The sequence below is a fragment of the Microbulbifer salipaludis genome, assembly GCF_017303155.1.
Taxonomy (GTDB): Bacteria; Pseudomonadota; Gammaproteobacteria; order Pseudomonadales; family Cellvibrionaceae; genus Microbulbifer; species Microbulbifer salipaludis.
Genome location: NZ_JAEKJR010000002.1, coordinates 124,906 through 140,751, shown reverse-complemented (window position 1 = coordinate 140,751; position 15,846 = coordinate 124,906). Strand labels below are relative to the sequence as shown.

The window sequence follows — 15,846 nt, the reverse complement described above, 5'->3', positions numbered from 1 at the left end:
GCCAGGCTCAGACAATAAAAAAGAGGGCAAAATGCCCTCTTTTTTATTGTCGCGAATACGTGCGAAGCTTTACTTCCGCTCCACCTCCACCCGGTCCACCTTCTGGAAGCCGCGCGGCAATTTATTGCCTCGTCGCCCACGCTCACCCTGGTAATGCTCCAGCTCGGCAATCTTGATCTTGGTGTGGCGTTTGCCCGCATGGATCAGTAACTGGTCCTTGCCTTCCAGCACCGCAATACCCACCACGATTTCCTCACGGCTGGCGGCACGGGCAGCGGGGATATTGATGATCTTGTTGCCCTTGCCCTTGGACAGTTCCGGCAGTTCCGCGACCGGGAATACCAGCATGCGCCCCTCGCTGGTGACCGCCGCGAGCAGCGCGCTTTCAGGATTTTCAATTTCCTGCGGCGGCAGCACGCGGGCATTTTTCGGCAGGCTCAGCATGGCCTTGCCCGCCTTGTTGCGCGACTGCAGGTCGGCGTATTTGGCAATAAACCCGTAGCCCGCATCCGACGCCAGCAGCACTTTCTGCTCGTCGCCGCCCATCAGCAGGCCTTCAAAGGTCGCCCCGGACGGCGGGTTGATACGCCCGGACAGTGGCTCACCCTGGCCCCGCGCCGACGGCAGGGTATGCGCGGCGATGGCGTAACTGCGCCCGGTACTGTCGAGCAACAGCGCCGGCTGGTTGCTCTTGCCGCGGGCGGCATACTTGAAGCCGTCGCCGGCTTTATAACTGAGGGATTCCGGGTCGATTTCGTGACCCTTGGCCTGGCGGATCCAGCCCTTGGCCGAAAGCACTACGGTGATCGGATCGCTGGACAGCAGCTCGGTTTCGCTGAAGGCCTTGGCTTCCTCGCGCTCGACAATCGGCGAGCGACGTTCATCCCCGAACTCATCCGCGGCTGCCAGCAGCTCTTTTTTGATCAGGGTCTTGAGGCGACGGGCACTTTCCAGTGTCTTGGTGAGCATATCGCGCTCTTTTTCCAGCTCCGCCTGCTCGCCGCGAATTTTCATTTCTTCGAGGCGCGCCAACTGGCGCAACTTGGTGTCGAGTACATATTCCGCCTGCACTTCCGACAGCTCGAAGCGGCGCATCAGCTCCTGCTTGGGCTCGTCGTGGGTGCGGATAATCTCGATCACTTCATCAATGTTCAGGAACGCGATCAGCAAACCATCCAACAGGTGCAGGCGGCGCTCGACCTTGTCGAGACGGAACTGCAGACGACGGCGGGTGGTGACGGTGCGGAAGCTCAGCCACTCGGTGAGGATCTTGTCGAGGGACTTCACTTGCGGGCGGCCGTCGATGCCGATCATGTTCAGGTTGACCCGGTAGCTCTTTTCCAGGTCTGTGGTGGCGAACAGGTGGTTCATCACCTGCTCCAGATCGACCCGGTTGGACTTGGGCACAATCACCAGGCGGGTGGGGTTTTCGTGGTCCGACTCATCGCGCAGGTCGCTGACCATCGGCAGCTTCTTGGCCTGCATCTGTGCAGCAATCTGCTCCAGCACCTTGGAACCGCTGGCCTGGTAAGGCAGCGCGGTGATGATGATGTCGCCATCCTCTTTGCTCCACACCGCGCGCATTCTCACCGAGCCTTTGCCGGTCTCGTACATCTTCTGCAGATCGGCGCGCGGCGAAATGATTTCCGCCTCGGTGGGCATGTCCGGGCCCTGGATAAACGCGCACAGCTCGCTCACGGTGGCCTTGGGGTTTTCCAGCAGGTGCACGGTGGCATCCACTACCTCACGCAGGTTGTGCGGGGGAATATCGGTGGCCATGCCCACGGCAATGCCGGTGGTGCCGTTCAGCAGGATATTGGGCACCCGCGCCGGCAGTACCGCCGGCTCATCCATGGTGCCGTCGAAGTTTGCCTGCCAGTCCACGGTGCCCTGACCGAGCTCAGACAGCAGCACTTCGGAGTATTTACCCATGCGGGATTCGGTGTAACGCATGGCGGCGAAGGATTTCGGATCGTCCGGCGAGCCCCAGTTGCCCTGGCCATCTACCAGCGGGTAGCGGTAGCTGAACGGCTGCGCCATCAGCACCATGGCCTCGTACACGGCACTGTCGCCGTGCGGATGGTACTTACCGATCACGTCGCCCACGGTGCGCGCAGACTTCTTGTACTTGGCGGTATTTTTCAGCCCCAGCTCGCTCATGGCGTAGACAATGCGGCGCTGTACCGGCTTGAGGCCGTCGCCAATATTGGGCAGGGCGCGGTCGAGAATCACGTACATGGAGTAATCCAGGTACGCCTTCTCGGTATACTCCGCCAGGTGCTGGCGTTCGGATGCGTCAAAGACGGAGGGCTCAGTCATACTGCGAGAGTCTCGTTATTCTGTTCGAAATGAAGGTAGAAGTTGGGGGATTATGGCGGACAGACGCCAGTGGTTCAAAGACCACCGTCAACCTGCCGTATGTTTCACCCCATACCTGCGGCCAGCCGCCGATTGCGGTGGCGGTGCCATTACTGCTAAAAACAACCTCGACCTGCCCGGTTTATGGCCCGGGCCCCACACCCTTCAAGCGGATTCAGGCAGCATCATTTGAACACGGCAGACTCGCTGAACATTGCACAACTGGCGATTGGCGACCTCGAGCCGGTCGATCTTACGATCGCACCGGGAGAAATTGTCTGCCTGTCGGGCACCTCCGGTATCGGCAAAAGCCGGCTGCTGCGCGCCATCGCCGACATGGAGCTGCACACCGGTGAGGTGCACTTGGGAGAACAGGCGCGCGCAGCCATGCCCGCGCACCGCTGGCGCCAGGCAGTGATGATGGTGCCGGCCGACAGCGCCTGGTGGGCAGAAACGGTAGGGGAACATTTTCCGGAGGGCACCACCGTGCCCGACGCCCTTGGTTTAGCGGAGGAATGCATGACGTGGCCGGTGGCCCGGCTGTCTTCCGGGGAAAAACAGCGCCTGGCCCTGCTGCGCGCCCTCGCGCGAAGCCCGCGCGCCCTGCTGCTGGACGAGCCCACCGCAAACCTCGACGAAGACACCACCGAGCAGGTGGAGCACTGGCTGCAGCAAGAAATCCAGAGCCGGCAACTGCGGGTGCTGTGGGTCGCTCATGCCCGCGCACAGATTACCCGTGTGGCGCAGCGGCATTTCCACCTGGATGACGATGGCAGTATGGAGGAGTGCAGCGCATGAACGTGATCGACCTGAGCTGGTGGCAGCTGGGCATTGCCGCCGGGCTGGTAGTGGCACTCGCGGTCTGCACCTGGCTGGCACAACTCAACATCGGCAAATCACTGCTGATTGCCGCTGCGCGTACCGCCATTCAACTGGCGCTGATCGGCCTGGTGCTGGAGACGCTGTTTGCCGCGGGCAGCCTGGGGTGGGTGGCACTGATGGGGATTGCCATGTTGCTGCTGGCCGGCCGTGAAGTGGTGGCCCGGCAGAACCATCCCCTGCGCGGGGGCTGGAGTTTCGGCATCGGCACCCTGTCCATGTTCATCTCCGCGTTTGCGGTTACCGTGCTCACCCTGGTGGTCATCATCGGCCCAGAACCCTGGTACACCCCGCAATACGCCATTCCCCTGCTGGGAATGCTACTGGGCAACACCATGACCGGTGTGGCCCTGGGGCTGGAGCGATTGACGGAGGGCGCGCGACGCGGGCGCGGTGAAATCGAAAACCGCCTGATGCTGGGAGAGACCTGGCAGCAGGCCAGCAGGCAATTGCGCCGGGACGCCATGCGCGCTGGCCTGATGCCCACCATCAACGCCATGGCGGCGGCGGGTATCGTGTCGCTACCGGGCATGATGACCGGTCAGATTCTTGCCGGCAGCGCACCGGCACTGGCAGTGAAATACCAGATACTCATCATGTTCACCATCGCCGCCGGCACCGGCTTCGGCACCTTTGCGGCGGTGGCGCTGTGTGCGCGGCGGCTGTTCGACCGACGGGAAAGGCTGCGGCTGGACCGCCTGGCCAACTAGCCGCAAGGGCAATGCGGGCCCGGCGGCGGTCAGGAAAGAATCACTGCAGGTGTTTTTCCCGCACCTCATTGATCAGGCCGCCGGCAATCACCGTCGCCACCTCCTCCTCACTCATGTTGTGCGCCACTTCCAGCGTGTTGCCGTCGGCCAACTGCACCGTCACCGTGTTGCCCTCGCGCAGCTGCCCCGGCAGATCCTCAAAGGCCAGGGTGTCGTCCTGGTCAAGGCGCGTAAGGTCCTCGGGCGTTTTGAACAACAGCGGCACCACACCGAAATTGATCAGGTTGCGGCGGTGGATGCGCGCCATCGATACTGCAATCACTGCGCGCACACCAAGATAACGCGGCGCGATCGCCGCGTGTTCACGGCTCGAACCCTGGCCATAGTTTTCCCCACCAATCACAAAGCAGTCCCCGTCGAGCTTTTTCGCGCGCTCGTAAAAGGACTCGTCAATGCGGGAAAAGGTGTAATGGCTGATGGCGGGAATGTTGGAGCGCAGTGGCAGGATGTCGGTACCGGCAGGCAGGATTTCATCGGTGGAAACATTATCCCCTGCCTTGAGCAGAATGGGACCGCTTAACGCATCTGCTAGCGCCTCGAATTCTGGCAATGGTTGAATGTTCGGACCTTTCTCCAGTTCTACAGGGATTTCGTTGCTGGTATCCCGCGGCGCAAGCATCAGGGGGCGCATGTCGTTGAGCGTGTCCGGCTCGGTGAACGCCGGGTAGTCCATATCCATGTCGCGGGGATCGGTAATCACCCCGGTCAGGGCACTGGCGGTGGCGGTTTCCGGACTGCACAGATAGACCCGATCTTCCTTGGTGCCCGAACGTCCGGGAAAATTGCGCGGCACCGTGCGCAGGCTGATACGGCCGCTGGCGGGTGCCTGGCCCATGCCGATACAGCCGTTGCAGCCGGTCTGGTGCAGGCGCGCACCCGCCTGCAGCAGGCGGTTGAGGTCACCGCTGCGGCTCAGCTCTTCCAGCAACTGGCGGCTGGTGGGATTAATATCCAGTGAAATTTCTTCGGGAATATTTTTCCCGGCCACCATTTTTGCCGGCACCACAAAATCTCGCAGGCCCGGGTTGGCGCTCGAGCCGATATAGCTCTGGTAAATCGGCTTACCCGCCACCTCGCGCACGGTCACTACCTTGCCCGGGCTGGATGGGCAGGCAATCATCGGCTCAAGCGCAGCAAGGTCTAACTGCTCGCGGTGATCGTAGTCCGCACCCTCCTCGGCTTTTTGCTCCACGAAGTCCGCCTCGCGCCCCTGCTGACGGAGAAACGCGCGCAGTATGTCATCCGCCGGGAATACGCTCGCGGTCGCGCCCATTTCCTGCCCCATATTGGCAATGACGTGACGATCCATGGCCGTCAGATTGTCGAGCCCGGGGCCATAGTATTCGAACACCTTGTTGACGCCGCCCTTTACATCGTAGCGCCGCAGCATTTCCAGAATCACATCCTTGGCACTCACCCACGGGGGCAACTTGCCGCTGACCTCAACGCCGACCACCTCCGGCATGGTCAGGGAATAGGGCAAGCCGGCCATGGCCAGCGCCACCTGTAATCCGCCCGCCCCCATGGCGAGCATGCCCATGGCACCGCCGGCACAGGTATGGCTGTCGGAACCCAACAACGTCTTGCCCGGCACACCAAAGCAGGCCATGTGCACCGCGTGGCTGATACCGTTGCCCGGCCGCGAGAACCAGAGTCCCCACTTGCGGCAGGCGCTGCGCAAAAACAGGTGGTCGTCTGCATTTTTGAAATCGGCCTGGATCAGGTTGTGATCCACATACTGTGCGGACAGCTCGGTCTTGACCCGCGGCAGGCCCAGCGCCTCAAACTCGAGCATCACCATGGTGCCGGTGGCGTCCTGGCACAGGGTCTGGTCAATTTTGAGCTGTACCGCTTCGCCGGGCTTCATGGTGCCGCTGACCAGGTGCCGCTCGATGAGTTGCCGCGTGAGGTTCTTTCCCATGACGTCTCTCCTTTGTTCCGATAAATGGCCCAACACAACCGGTTTTTTCAGCGTTGAGCGGGCGTTTTCTCAGTTGGAAAATTCAACGCGCGGGGCATCGTTATCCGTTCCGATATAGTCCGGCGCGCATTGAATGAAGTCTTCCTGGTCCAGCCCGGCATCGATCAGGTACTGCTGCACGGCGCGGCTGCGGCGGTTGGAAAGCTGCGACAGTTCCTCGCGTATCCCCCGTGGGGGATCTTTGTAAAAATTCTCACGCGCCTCGCCTGCGCCGCGCATGGCACTGGCCTCATGGGGGAACAGGATCTCGAGATCGGGTGCCGTGGCCACCGCACAGATACCGGGGCGCGCTTTCTGGTTGTCGCGCATTTTTTCCAGCATACCGTTGAGTTGTGCTTTGGCCGTCGCACTCAAGGTATCGCTTCCCGGGGTAAATTCAAGGTCAGAAAATTCGACCGCGCGGAAACGCGCCCACGCGAGCTTCGCCAGGCTGTAGAAACCAATCGGGGTAAAGTAGGCAAACAGCGCTTCCAGGATCGCTCGTTGCAACAGGTCACTGAAGATAAAACTGAACGAGAATTTGGGATCGTACAGGTCGCCGGTGACCGGCATATCAAAACGCACGTCACCATCACCATCTTTCATCAGTGCCAGTGCCAGGCTCAGCGGAATCAGGCTTTTCTTGACGGCAAGATGGTCGGCCTCGCGCACCCGCCGCACCTTGATTTTTTGCAGATCCATGTTCGCCAGTGCATTGACGGCATTGTCGTCCACCGCAATATTGACTACCGCATCCAGCTGCCCCTGCAGAATCTTGTAGCCGAGTAAACCGGCCATATACGGGGTCGCGGGAATCAGGTTGGCGCCCTCTACATAGCCCAGCACGCCCGCGTCCCAGCGTTTGTCTTCCAGAAGATTGATCTGGCCCGCGAGGTGCATTTCACTGAAGCCGCCGGGGCTTGCATTGAACACAATCATTGCCGGCGGGTCTTGGTGATAATTGCTCAGTCCCTGTAACAAAAGGTTGATCTGGCGCACCGGGAGGTGGGCGTGATACTCATGGGTATTGTCCAACCAGAGAAAATCCCCGCGGTCCACGTACAACTGGCGCACCCGATAGCGAAAGCGGTTCGCATTCCTGGCCCTATCGGCACGCTGATAACGGTAACGCTCCAGGTCTGGCCCCCGGTTGCGGAAGCGCTCCCAGGCACCCAGCTTGCCCTCACGGCCGCGCGCCAGAATACTACGCGGCCGAATCACGTCGACGGTGTCGATCTGCAGCATTTTATCCGCCGGGAAATACTCGAACTGGCTCACCCTCAGGGCCTCGATCTCCGTATTCCACTGGTGATTGACGTACTCCTGGGCGCGCACATCGCGGCGCAACAGGCGGCTGTCGGCAATCTCCAGAAACAGCATGCGCACAAGAGACTTGGCCACGGTCAGCTCGCGCATTTCGATATAGGCCGTTTCCAGCAGCTGGTCACCACCCACATCGATCACCATCAAGCCCTCGAGCTGCGCCAGCGGTAAATCCAGCCGACGCTGTTCGAAACTGAACTTCCCGGAGGTGCGCGCGCTGTCCAGGTGGACGCAGTTGCGTACCCCGCGGATATAGCCCGGTGGAATACAGCTGCTGACGTTTTCCAGTTGCAGGTTTTTCCCCTCGAGGGCACGCTGCCCAAAGCCCAGCACATCCGCCTGCAGCGCGCCCACATGCAGCAACTCCGAGGGCAAACCCTGAGGGAAGTCCCGTTGCGTCACCCGCAAACCATCGACCTTGATATCGCGAAACTGGCGCTGCGCCAGACCACTGCGCAGATCCCCAAGCTGCACCCGGTGTTCACTGCCGATGGTAATCTTGCCCACCTCGTAACAGGGCGCCAGCGGCTTCTCCCCAAAACGGAAGGCACTGAAGCAACCGTTGAGCCCGGTGACCTCACCGCGGTTCAGTGCCAGTGAGTCGCGCGAGAGCGCCAGTCCGTCGAGACCCAGGTGGGTAAAACCCAGTCGCTTGCGCTGCCCTTGGCGGAACGCAAAGTCTTCCATCGCGATACGCCCCGAGGCCCGCAGCGCGTCCTCCACCAGCAGCTGCTGTGTGCCGTCAATCCGCAGCGCAGCGAAGGAAAAACACAATGGGTCTTTACCCGCAGCTGCGCGGCCGCGCCCTGGTTCCGGCAGGCAGCCGGAAAAATCGCGCGCAAGGGCGTCCTCCACCTGCACCCGCGCGCCGCCGGACCAGCGCATGGATTGCCACTCCAGGTAATCCAGCTTCAGCGGGGTGCCCGCCACGGGCGACAGTTGCAGTTTTGAGGCCTGCAAGGGACCCAGTGCGAGCCGCTCTACCTCACCGCTGGGCTGATCGCCACTGCCCAGGCTCACAAGATTGTCACCGCGCAAGTACACGCCGCCGGTGGAAAGGCAGCCGCGCCAGCGCGCGCTGCTGTCGGCGCGTACGGCCGCTGCTCCCAGCCAGTCCTTGAGGCCACAGCCATCCGCGCTCTGCAGGCGCAGGTTGTGCAGATTCAGCGCCAGCGGATGCCCCGGATCCGCCGCCTGCACCATGCCGACTTTTTCCACGCTCAATGCCCCCAGTTGCAGCTGTGCGGGGTCGTCGAGACGGTGGTGCAGGGTCAGGTTGGCCACCGACAGGCCACCGTTTGCCGAGCTGAGCTGACGTCCGCGCACACAGCGCGGCAGCATCCGGTCGACCCCCTCGCCCAGGGGCAGGCACAGGTCAATCGCCTCGGCGGTGAGTACCTGGATTTTCCAGTCGGTGCGCGCACCGGGTGTACGCGGCAGTTTCGCTGCCAGCTCGAGCCCCGCCAGTTTGCGAATATCCAGGGTGGTGTCCTGCGCGCTGCCGCTCAGGGAAAAGGTATCGACGGAAAGTTCATCGATATTGGCGCTGAATTGATGGGGCCCGTAATCGACCGCGAATTGGGTACCGGTGCGCAGGGTATTTGCCGCGACGCAACGGGACGGGGCAAGACAGAAACGGGCGTTGTCCAGGGCGGCGCCGGGCAGATCAAGGCGCATGCGCGCCGGATGCGATTGCAAACGAAAATCGGCACTAGGCAAGCGCAGCTGTGACAAGGTCAGCAGCGGCTGCTGATCTGCGCTGTGGACATCCGCGCGCTCCAGGCTGAGATCGGCGGCAGCAAACAGTACCCGCAGTTGCGGTGCGCGACGGCGGTCACGCTCGCCGCCGGTATCCTCATCACCCCCATCACCCGCGCCCCATTGGCGGGCCACGGCCAGCTGCAGCGGCTTGTTCTGCTGCAGGTTGTGTACCGCAAAACACGCTGGCCGCCGCGAGCTACCCCCACCGCCGGTGGCGGCCCGCCACGAAACCGGCAGGCAACCGTCGAGCGCGGCCAGTGACAGGGCATCGAGCTCCAGTTCCAGGGTGCGCACAGCAACCGCACGGCCGATCGGCCTGCCCGCCAAATGGCCGGCTCCCGACGGCGAAGGCCCAGCGTCCCCGGGCAAGCGGCCTTTTTCCGCGCCATCGTCTAGCGCATCACCCAATGGGGGCTGCTCGGCAAACCAGCCAAAACCGTCACCGCTGGCCACATACTCGCCCGGCGCCAGCACCTGGCGGCGCAGACGGAAAAGCCCGTTGCCGGTGCTGAGTTTCTGCAGCACCAAACCGGTCTGCGCGTCGGGGTCCCGGCTCAGGTGATCGGAGAGCAGCAGTGAGTCCAGCGCCAGTTCGCCGAGCACCAGCGAGGGCTCCGGTTTGCCCGCGAAGACAAAGTCGCCCTCTGCCCGCAGCTGCTGCAGTTGGCCGCACAGCGGCGACAGGCGCTGTGGCAACCAGCCATCGGGCACACAACCTTGCAACGCCTGTAGGTGAAGGTCTTCCAGCAGGTAGCGCTGTGCGCTCGGCGACAGTTCCATCCTGCGCCAATCGAGATTGGCGAGCAGCAGCTGGTTTTCCACATCGCCCGGCGCAGCATCGGCGGGCCACAGCTTGAACTTCTTCAGGCTGAACGGCCCACTCTCCACGGCCCAGCGTTGCGCCGGCTGATTTTCGCGGGGGATTTCGCGGGCGAACTGGAGGTTTATGGTTTCAGGAATAAGCCATTGGTTCAGTTGCACACAGTGGTCTACACGACCCCAGAGTTGCCCGGGAATACAACCGGAGGCGCCATCCAGCGACAGGTTTTCAATCCCCAGGCGGCGCCGGTCGTTGCGGTACTGGAGGCTTGCCAGGCGCAGGTTATTGGCGTTGAAAGGGTTTACTGGTGGTCTGGGTGCGTCGAGGTCTACCACAGTGCCCTGGGTCAGGCTCGCCTCCGTCAGGTCAGCGCGAAATCCATCCTGCCAGGCAAAGATGGTCGGCTGGGGTAGCCGCAGGCTGCCCGCGCGAATGCAGTAGTGGTGGCGGCCAGCTTGCGAGGTCCCGGTGCGCAGCCGGTTGGGGCACCAGGAAAAACCACTGGCCCCGGCGCTCTGCCACTGCAGGGATTTGGCATCCCGCACAAAGTCAAAGTCATTGATGGCAATGGTTTCCGCGTGCCAGTTCGGGTGCCGCCGGTTCTGATAGCGCAGCCGCACTTCCTGCCCGTTGATCCGGTACCAGGCCACCTCCGACTGCTTGCCAAACGAAAAGCTCGCCGGCCCGCGCACCTGCAAACGTCGCGTGGTACCACAGTGGCTGGTCACGCGGCGCAGGCCCGGTACCGCTTCGCCCCAGCGCTCGGACAAGCAGGCGGCAAATTTACGGGTGGTGGCCTCCGACAGGCTCAGGCGATTGGCGGGCCGCTCGAAACGCACCTGCCGGGTCTTGAATCGCACCACCGCAAGTATCGGGTTTTCCTGCGCCGACTTGCGCCGGTCACCGGCACCGGTTTCGCGGGTCCTCCCGCCCGCGCCGCCTGATGATGTTGGCTCAGGCAGCTCGTCCCAGGCCAGCACGTTGTCCAGCGCCATCTTGTCCGCGCCAATCAAAAACTGCAGCGGTTCATCCACAAGCTCGCGCAATCCGCTGACAAAAAAGTCGTCGATATTCAGCGAACCGATGCGCGCACAACTGGGCGTGGCCCACTGGGGTTTGTGCTGGTAACAAACCACCGTGTTGCGCAAACTGCCGGCGGTCAGATCCACCCGCCAGTCTTTGGGCTTTTTCTCCCCGCCCTCCTTCAATCGCCAGCCACCAATTTCCCACACCCGACCGTATTCGCCGAGTGACGACACCAGGTCCAGGTAGGCGCCATCCAGTTCCACCCGATTAACGTGGATTTTGCCCTGCAATAACTGCCACCAGCTCAGTCCTAACGTGGCTTCCTGCACATTGAATCCGCGCCCGGATTCGTTGCGTACAGAAACGCCCCGCAGGTGCGTGCGCAGGCGCGGCAGGGAGACATCGATGTGCTCGATCTGCGCTTCCAGACCGCGCTCCTGCAACCAGCGCTGCACCGCACCGGGAAGCATTACCGCGACCAGAATATTCAGCGCGCCAATCAGCAACAGGGCAAAAACCAGCAGCCACAACAGGCGGCGGGCACCCCGGTATTCTGCTGACGGATTCGCGGACGATGTGGACATCTGAACTCGGCGCACAAGGAATTTCGCGCAGCCGGTTTCATTTAATTGGTAGCTGCACGCCCTCTACAGTAAAGACCAGCGGGCCCGCCCCATCTGTCGCGAAATACCGCACCCAGGCATTTTTATTCTCTGCGACGAACCCTGCGCCGCCGTATCCAAACATTCCGGCGCCACTTGCCTCGCCACCACACCCGCGGGCCGTGCTAAACCCCGAAGCACCGTTACACTGTTTATATTTCAGTCAATTTGGTACAGCCTAGCGGTTGGGGCAGGTCTCGGTGAAACACTCAGAAAAGCAGCGCACGGGAGAGCATCCTCACTATCAGGACATCGTGCTGATTGGCGGCGGTCACAGCCACAGCGTGTTCCTGCAGCTGTGGGCAAAAAGACCACTGCCCGGGGTGCGGGTGACCCTGGTATCGCCGCAAGTATTAAGCACCTACTCCGGCATGCTCGCCGGGATGATTGCCGGCCACTACAGCTATAGCGATATCCATATCGACCTGCCGGCGCTGTGCCAGGCCGCCGGAGCACGCTTCGTGCAGGCGTGCGCGCACCATATCGATCCGGTGGAAAAAACCGTTTCCCTGCTGGGGCGCCCGGACCTGGAGTACGACCTGATTTCCCTCGACATAGGCGCCACCCCGTGTCGCCAGATACCAGGCTCGGAGCTTGCGATCCCGGTCAAACCCGTCGGCCACTTCCACCGCTACTGGCAACAACTGAAGCAACAGATTGATCACCAGCACCGGCCGCTGCGCCTCGGCGTGGTGGGCGGCGGCCTGGGCGGCTGCGAGCTGGCGATGGCCATGGCCAGTGCACTGGAAGAGCCGGTGTACAGCGGTCGCGTGGAAATTCACCTGCTGCACGCAAGCGGAAAGCTTCCCCAGGAATTTTCCCTGCTCGGCCGCAGGTTAGTGGCGCGTGAGCTGGGGCGACTGGGGGTACGGGCGCACCGCAACTGGCGGGTGTCTGAGATTACCCCGTGCGGCGTGCACAGCGACGAGGGAGAGTTCCTGGCGCTGGACAAGGTACTGCTGTGCACCGAGGCTGGCGCGCCCCCCTGGCTGACGCAGTCCGGCCTGGCACTGGACCCGCAGGGTTTTGTGCGCGTCGACGAATATCTGCGCGCAGAGCAACACCCTTCGGTATTTGCTGTCGGTGACGTCGCCAGCCCGGTATCCGATGGGCAGCGTCGACCCCAGCGCCGACGCCACCGAAGATCCGCCCGCAATGCCCTGAACCAGGGCCCGGCGCTGTTTCACAACCTGCGCGCCACGCTGCTGGAACAACCGCTCACTGCCTACCGGGAATCACGACGCTTTTTCCATCGGCTTGCCTGTGGTGGCCAGCGCGCCATTGTCGCCCGCGGCGGCTTTGCGGCGGTGGGCAGCCTGATGTGGCACTGGAAGGACCTGCACGACCGCCGCCAGATGCAGGCCTTTGAGGCGGCAGCGGAAGCACAAAACGAAGCGCCCCGGCAGCGGGTTCCCGCGCGCCTGTCTGCCCTGTGGCGCACTTTGACGCAACCGGCGCCCTGCGGGCTGGGCCAGCGCAATAATATCTCGGTGGCCGGTCTGCGCCATCACAGCCCCGCCGCCACGAGCGAGGCCGGATTGCTGGATCGCGCCCTGGCGTCGCTGCCTCAGCCCCAACCCATCGCCTCGACGCTCGCCCGCGGCCAGGATACCGCCACGATCACCCTGCCCGCCGATCAGGCATTGGTGCAGCGCTCCAGCCAGATAACCGTACCGGTCGCGGACCCCTGGCTGTACGGTCGACTCAGTGCGCTGCATGCGCTCACCGCGCTGCTGACCGCACATGCGCAACCCTGCACCGCGCAGGCACTGGTCACGCTTCCACCGGGAGCGCCAGAGATGGCGGCGCGCGACCTGCTGCAACTACTGGACGGCGCCGCGCGCGAACTCAACCAGCATAACTGCGCCCTGAGCGGCGGCAGCGCGAACACTGGCAGTGCACTGCATCTGGGGTTGACCGTCAGCGGTATCGTCGACCCGCAACAGCGCCAGTGCGAAAGCCTCGGCGCCCGCGCCGGTGACTGCCTGATTCTCACCAAGCCGATCGGCACCGGCGCCCTGTTCGCGGCGGAATGCCAAGGTAAGGCGCGCGGGCGCTGGTTACAGCAGGCGCTGGAGATGATGCTGCAGAGCAATGCCACCGCCGCCGATATTTTTACCGACCATCACGCCCATGGGCTGCGCAACATCGGCGATGCAGGCTTGCTGGGAGAACTGCTGACCCTGCTCAAGTGGCGTACCCACCGCGCAGCCCACAGCAGGCAAGGGGCACAGGCTACGGCACCTCACCTGGGTGCCCAGCTGTTAACGGAATCCCTGCCGCTCCTTCCCGGTGCCACCTGTTGCGCGGGACACGGTTTCCTGTCTGCCCAACACCAGCACAATGCCCGCGCCTATGATGCGCTGCAAAACCCTACCCCATGGCGTGCGGACCCATTGTTACCGCTGCTGGTGGACCCACAAACCTGCGGCGGGCTACTCGCCGCCGTTCCCGCCGAGCATGCCCAGAATTGTCTGGCAGAGCTGCAGGCGGCCGGGTGCCGCTACGCGGCAATCATTGGGGTTGTCGACGAGCTGTCCCAGTCCGGTGAGCAACAACTTTACGCCACGCAACCCGTGCACCTGGTAAAAGGTGGCGACTGGAACCTGCTGGCGCAACGACCAAGCGCCGTGACGTCCTGAGCGCGGTGCAGTGCGGTAGCGCGCGAGCGCCCCCTCGTGTCAAAACGCTTTCTACTGAAACCAAGTTTCCATTGCCACGGGAAATGGGTGCGTTAACATTGCCCCCATAGAATCATAAGGGGCATTACAGCCCTCCTGCCGGGTCTTCACAGAGACCGCCGCCCGACTGTCTATCATGCGACACCCGATTGTCCCACCGGCGAAGTCCGGTCATGCAAGGGCGCGCGAAGAGCACCTATTTTTTTAGCTCTAAGGAAATCTCTGTCATGAAAAGAATCGTCATTGTTGGTGGTGGCGCCGGTGGATTACAACTGGCCACCAGCCTGGGACGCCACTTTTCCTTCAACCGATTTCACCGCCGCAATAAATCCCCGGTGGCGGAAGTCATCCTCGTGGATAAAAACCGTACCCATATCTGGAAACCCCTGTTGCACCAGGTGGCCACCGGCGCACTTGACTCCAGTCTGGACGCGCTCAACTACCAGGTGCACGCCCGTACCAACGGTTTTCATTTCGAACTCGGCAGCCTGCGCGGACTGGACCGCGAGGCAAAAACCATTGAACTCGCAGCAGTCTGCGACAGCGACGGTCAACCACTCGTCCCCCCACGCAAACTCGAGTACGACTATCTGGTATTTGCCCTGGGTAGCCAGAGCAACGATTTTCATACCCCCGGCGTGCGCGAACATTGCCAGTTTCTCGACAGCGCCGAGCAGGCGCAGAAGTTCCATACCAAGCTGCTCGATCAATTCTTACAACTGGAAAACCGGGTTGCGGAAGAGGTGCACATTGCGATTGTCGGCGGCGGTGCCACTGGTGTGGAACTGGCGGCGGAACTGGTGGATGCAGTGCATGAGATGGGCCACTACAGCCGGATTAAAAATGGCGATCTCAAGGTCACCCTGATCGAAGCCGGACCGCACCTGCTGCCGGCACTGCCCCCCAGACTCGGCAACAGCTCACAAAAAGAACTGACCAAAATCGGCGTGCGCGTGCTCACCGGTACCCAGGTCGCCGAAGCCACCGCTACCGGTTTCGTGACCAAGGACGGCGAGGAAATTCCCGCGGCGATCCGCGTGTGGGCGGCGGGCGTGAAGGCACCGGACTTTCTCAAGTCCATGGATAACCTCTCCCTCAACCGCCAGAACCAGATCGAGGTGGAAGCCACCCTGCGCAGCAAGGACGACCCGGCCATTTTCGCCCTGGGTGACTGCGCCGGCTGTGAAGACGCCAACGGCCAGAAAGTGCCACCCCGCGCGCAGTCGGCGCAGCAGATGGCCACAACCGCCAGCGACAACCTGATCCATCTGATCGAAAACCCGGACGCAGAACTGCAGCCATTTACCTACAAGGACCGCGGCTCACTGGTGTCCCTGTCCAAGTTCGATGCAGTAGGCAACCTGATGGGCGGGCTGGTGAAAGGCAGTCTCACCATTGAGGGGCGCCTCGCCGGCCTCGCCTACCGCTCCCTGTACCGCATGCACCTGGCGGCACTGCATGGCTGGCCCCGGGCCATGCTGTTGTATGTGATCGGGCAGGCCAACCGCTTCGTGAAGCCGCGACTGAAAATGCACTGACCGCTAACTTGCCGCCCTGTGGATTGCCCCCCGGGTTGATACGCAGTGCCCCCGCAGTGGCGGCGCTT

The 15,846-nt window shown here is 62.5% G+C and carries 7 protein-coding genes; 4 read left to right on the top strand and 3 right to left on the bottom strand.

Going from position 1 to position 15,846, the window contains the following annotated elements; translation table 11 throughout:
• Positions 1–69 precede the first annotated feature (69 nt).
• A complete protein-coding gene (gene parC / locus JF535_RS06260) occupies positions 70–2,319 on the bottom strand; it encodes a DNA topoisomerase IV subunit A (protein ID WP_207000442.1) in 2,250 nt (749 codons plus the stop codon).
• A 228-nt stretch (positions 2,320–2,547) separates the two neighbouring features.
• Here parC and JF535_RS06255 point away from each other — a divergent pair, with 228 nt between their 5' ends.
• Both JF535_RS06255 and JF535_RS06250 read left to right on the top strand, forming a co-directional pair.
• Positions 2,548–3,156, top strand: a complete 609-nt coding sequence (locus JF535_RS06255) for an ABC transporter ATP-binding protein (protein ID WP_242523735.1) — start codon at positions 2,548–2,550, stop codon at positions 3,154–3,156.
• A complete protein-coding gene (locus tag JF535_RS06250; RefSeq protein ID WP_207000438.1) occupies positions 3,153–3,947 on the top strand; it encodes an ABC transporter permease in 795 nt (264 codons plus the stop codon). The genes JF535_RS06255 and JF535_RS06250 overlap by 4 nt, the downstream gene beginning before the upstream one ends.
• Before the next feature lie 40 nt (positions 3,948–3,987).
• Here the strand turns inward: JF535_RS06250 and JF535_RS06245 are convergent, their stop codons facing one another.
• Both JF535_RS06245 and JF535_RS06240 read right to left on the bottom strand, forming a co-directional pair.
• On the bottom strand, positions 3,988–5,928 hold the full coding sequence (locus JF535_RS06245; protein ID WP_207000436.1) for an aconitate hydratase: 1,941 nt from the start codon (positions 5,926–5,928) through the stop codon (positions 3,988–3,990).
• Between the two features lie 69 nt (positions 5,929–5,997).
• A complete protein-coding gene (locus tag JF535_RS06240) occupies positions 5,998–11,481 on the bottom strand; it encodes a DUF748 domain-containing protein (RefSeq protein WP_207000433.1) in 5,484 nt (1,827 codons plus the stop codon).
• 278 nt (positions 11,482–11,759) lie between these two features.
• Between JF535_RS06240 and selD the strand changes: the two genes are divergently transcribed.
• Both selD and JF535_RS06230 read left to right on the top strand, forming a co-directional pair.
• Positions 11,760–14,201: a selenide, water dikinase SelD gene (selD, locus tag JF535_RS06235; protein WP_207000431.1), complete on the top strand. Its 2,442-nt coding sequence runs from the start codon at positions 11,760–11,762 to the stop codon at positions 14,199–14,201.
• Between the two features lie 266 nt (positions 14,202–14,467).
• On the top strand, positions 14,468–15,778 hold the full coding sequence (locus JF535_RS06230) for an NAD(P)/FAD-dependent oxidoreductase (RefSeq protein WP_207000428.1): 1,311 nt from the start codon (positions 14,468–14,470) through the stop codon (positions 15,776–15,778).
• Positions 15,779–15,846: the final 68 nt, after the last annotated feature.

Excerpts from the sequence above, each read along its gene's own strand:
- JF535_RS06240 (WP_207000433.1), bottom strand. The coding sequence starts at position 11,481 with ATGTCCACATCGTCCGCGAATCCGTCAGCAGAATACCGGGGTGCCCGC.
- JF535_RS06230 (WP_207000428.1), top strand. The coding sequence starts at position 14,468 with ATGAAAAGAATCGTCATTGTTGGTGGTGGCGCCGGTGGATTACAACTG.
- JF535_RS06245 (WP_207000436.1), bottom strand. The coding sequence starts at position 5,928 with ATGGGAAAGAACCTCACGCGGCAACTCATCGAGCGGCACCTGGTCAGC.
- JF535_RS06250 (WP_207000438.1), top strand. The coding sequence starts at position 3,153 with ATGAACGTGATCGACCTGAGCTGGTGGCAGCTGGGCATTGCCGCCGGG.
- parC (WP_207000442.1), bottom strand. The coding sequence starts at position 2,319 with ATGACTGAGCCCTCCGTCTTTGACGCATCCGAACGCCAGCACCTGGCG.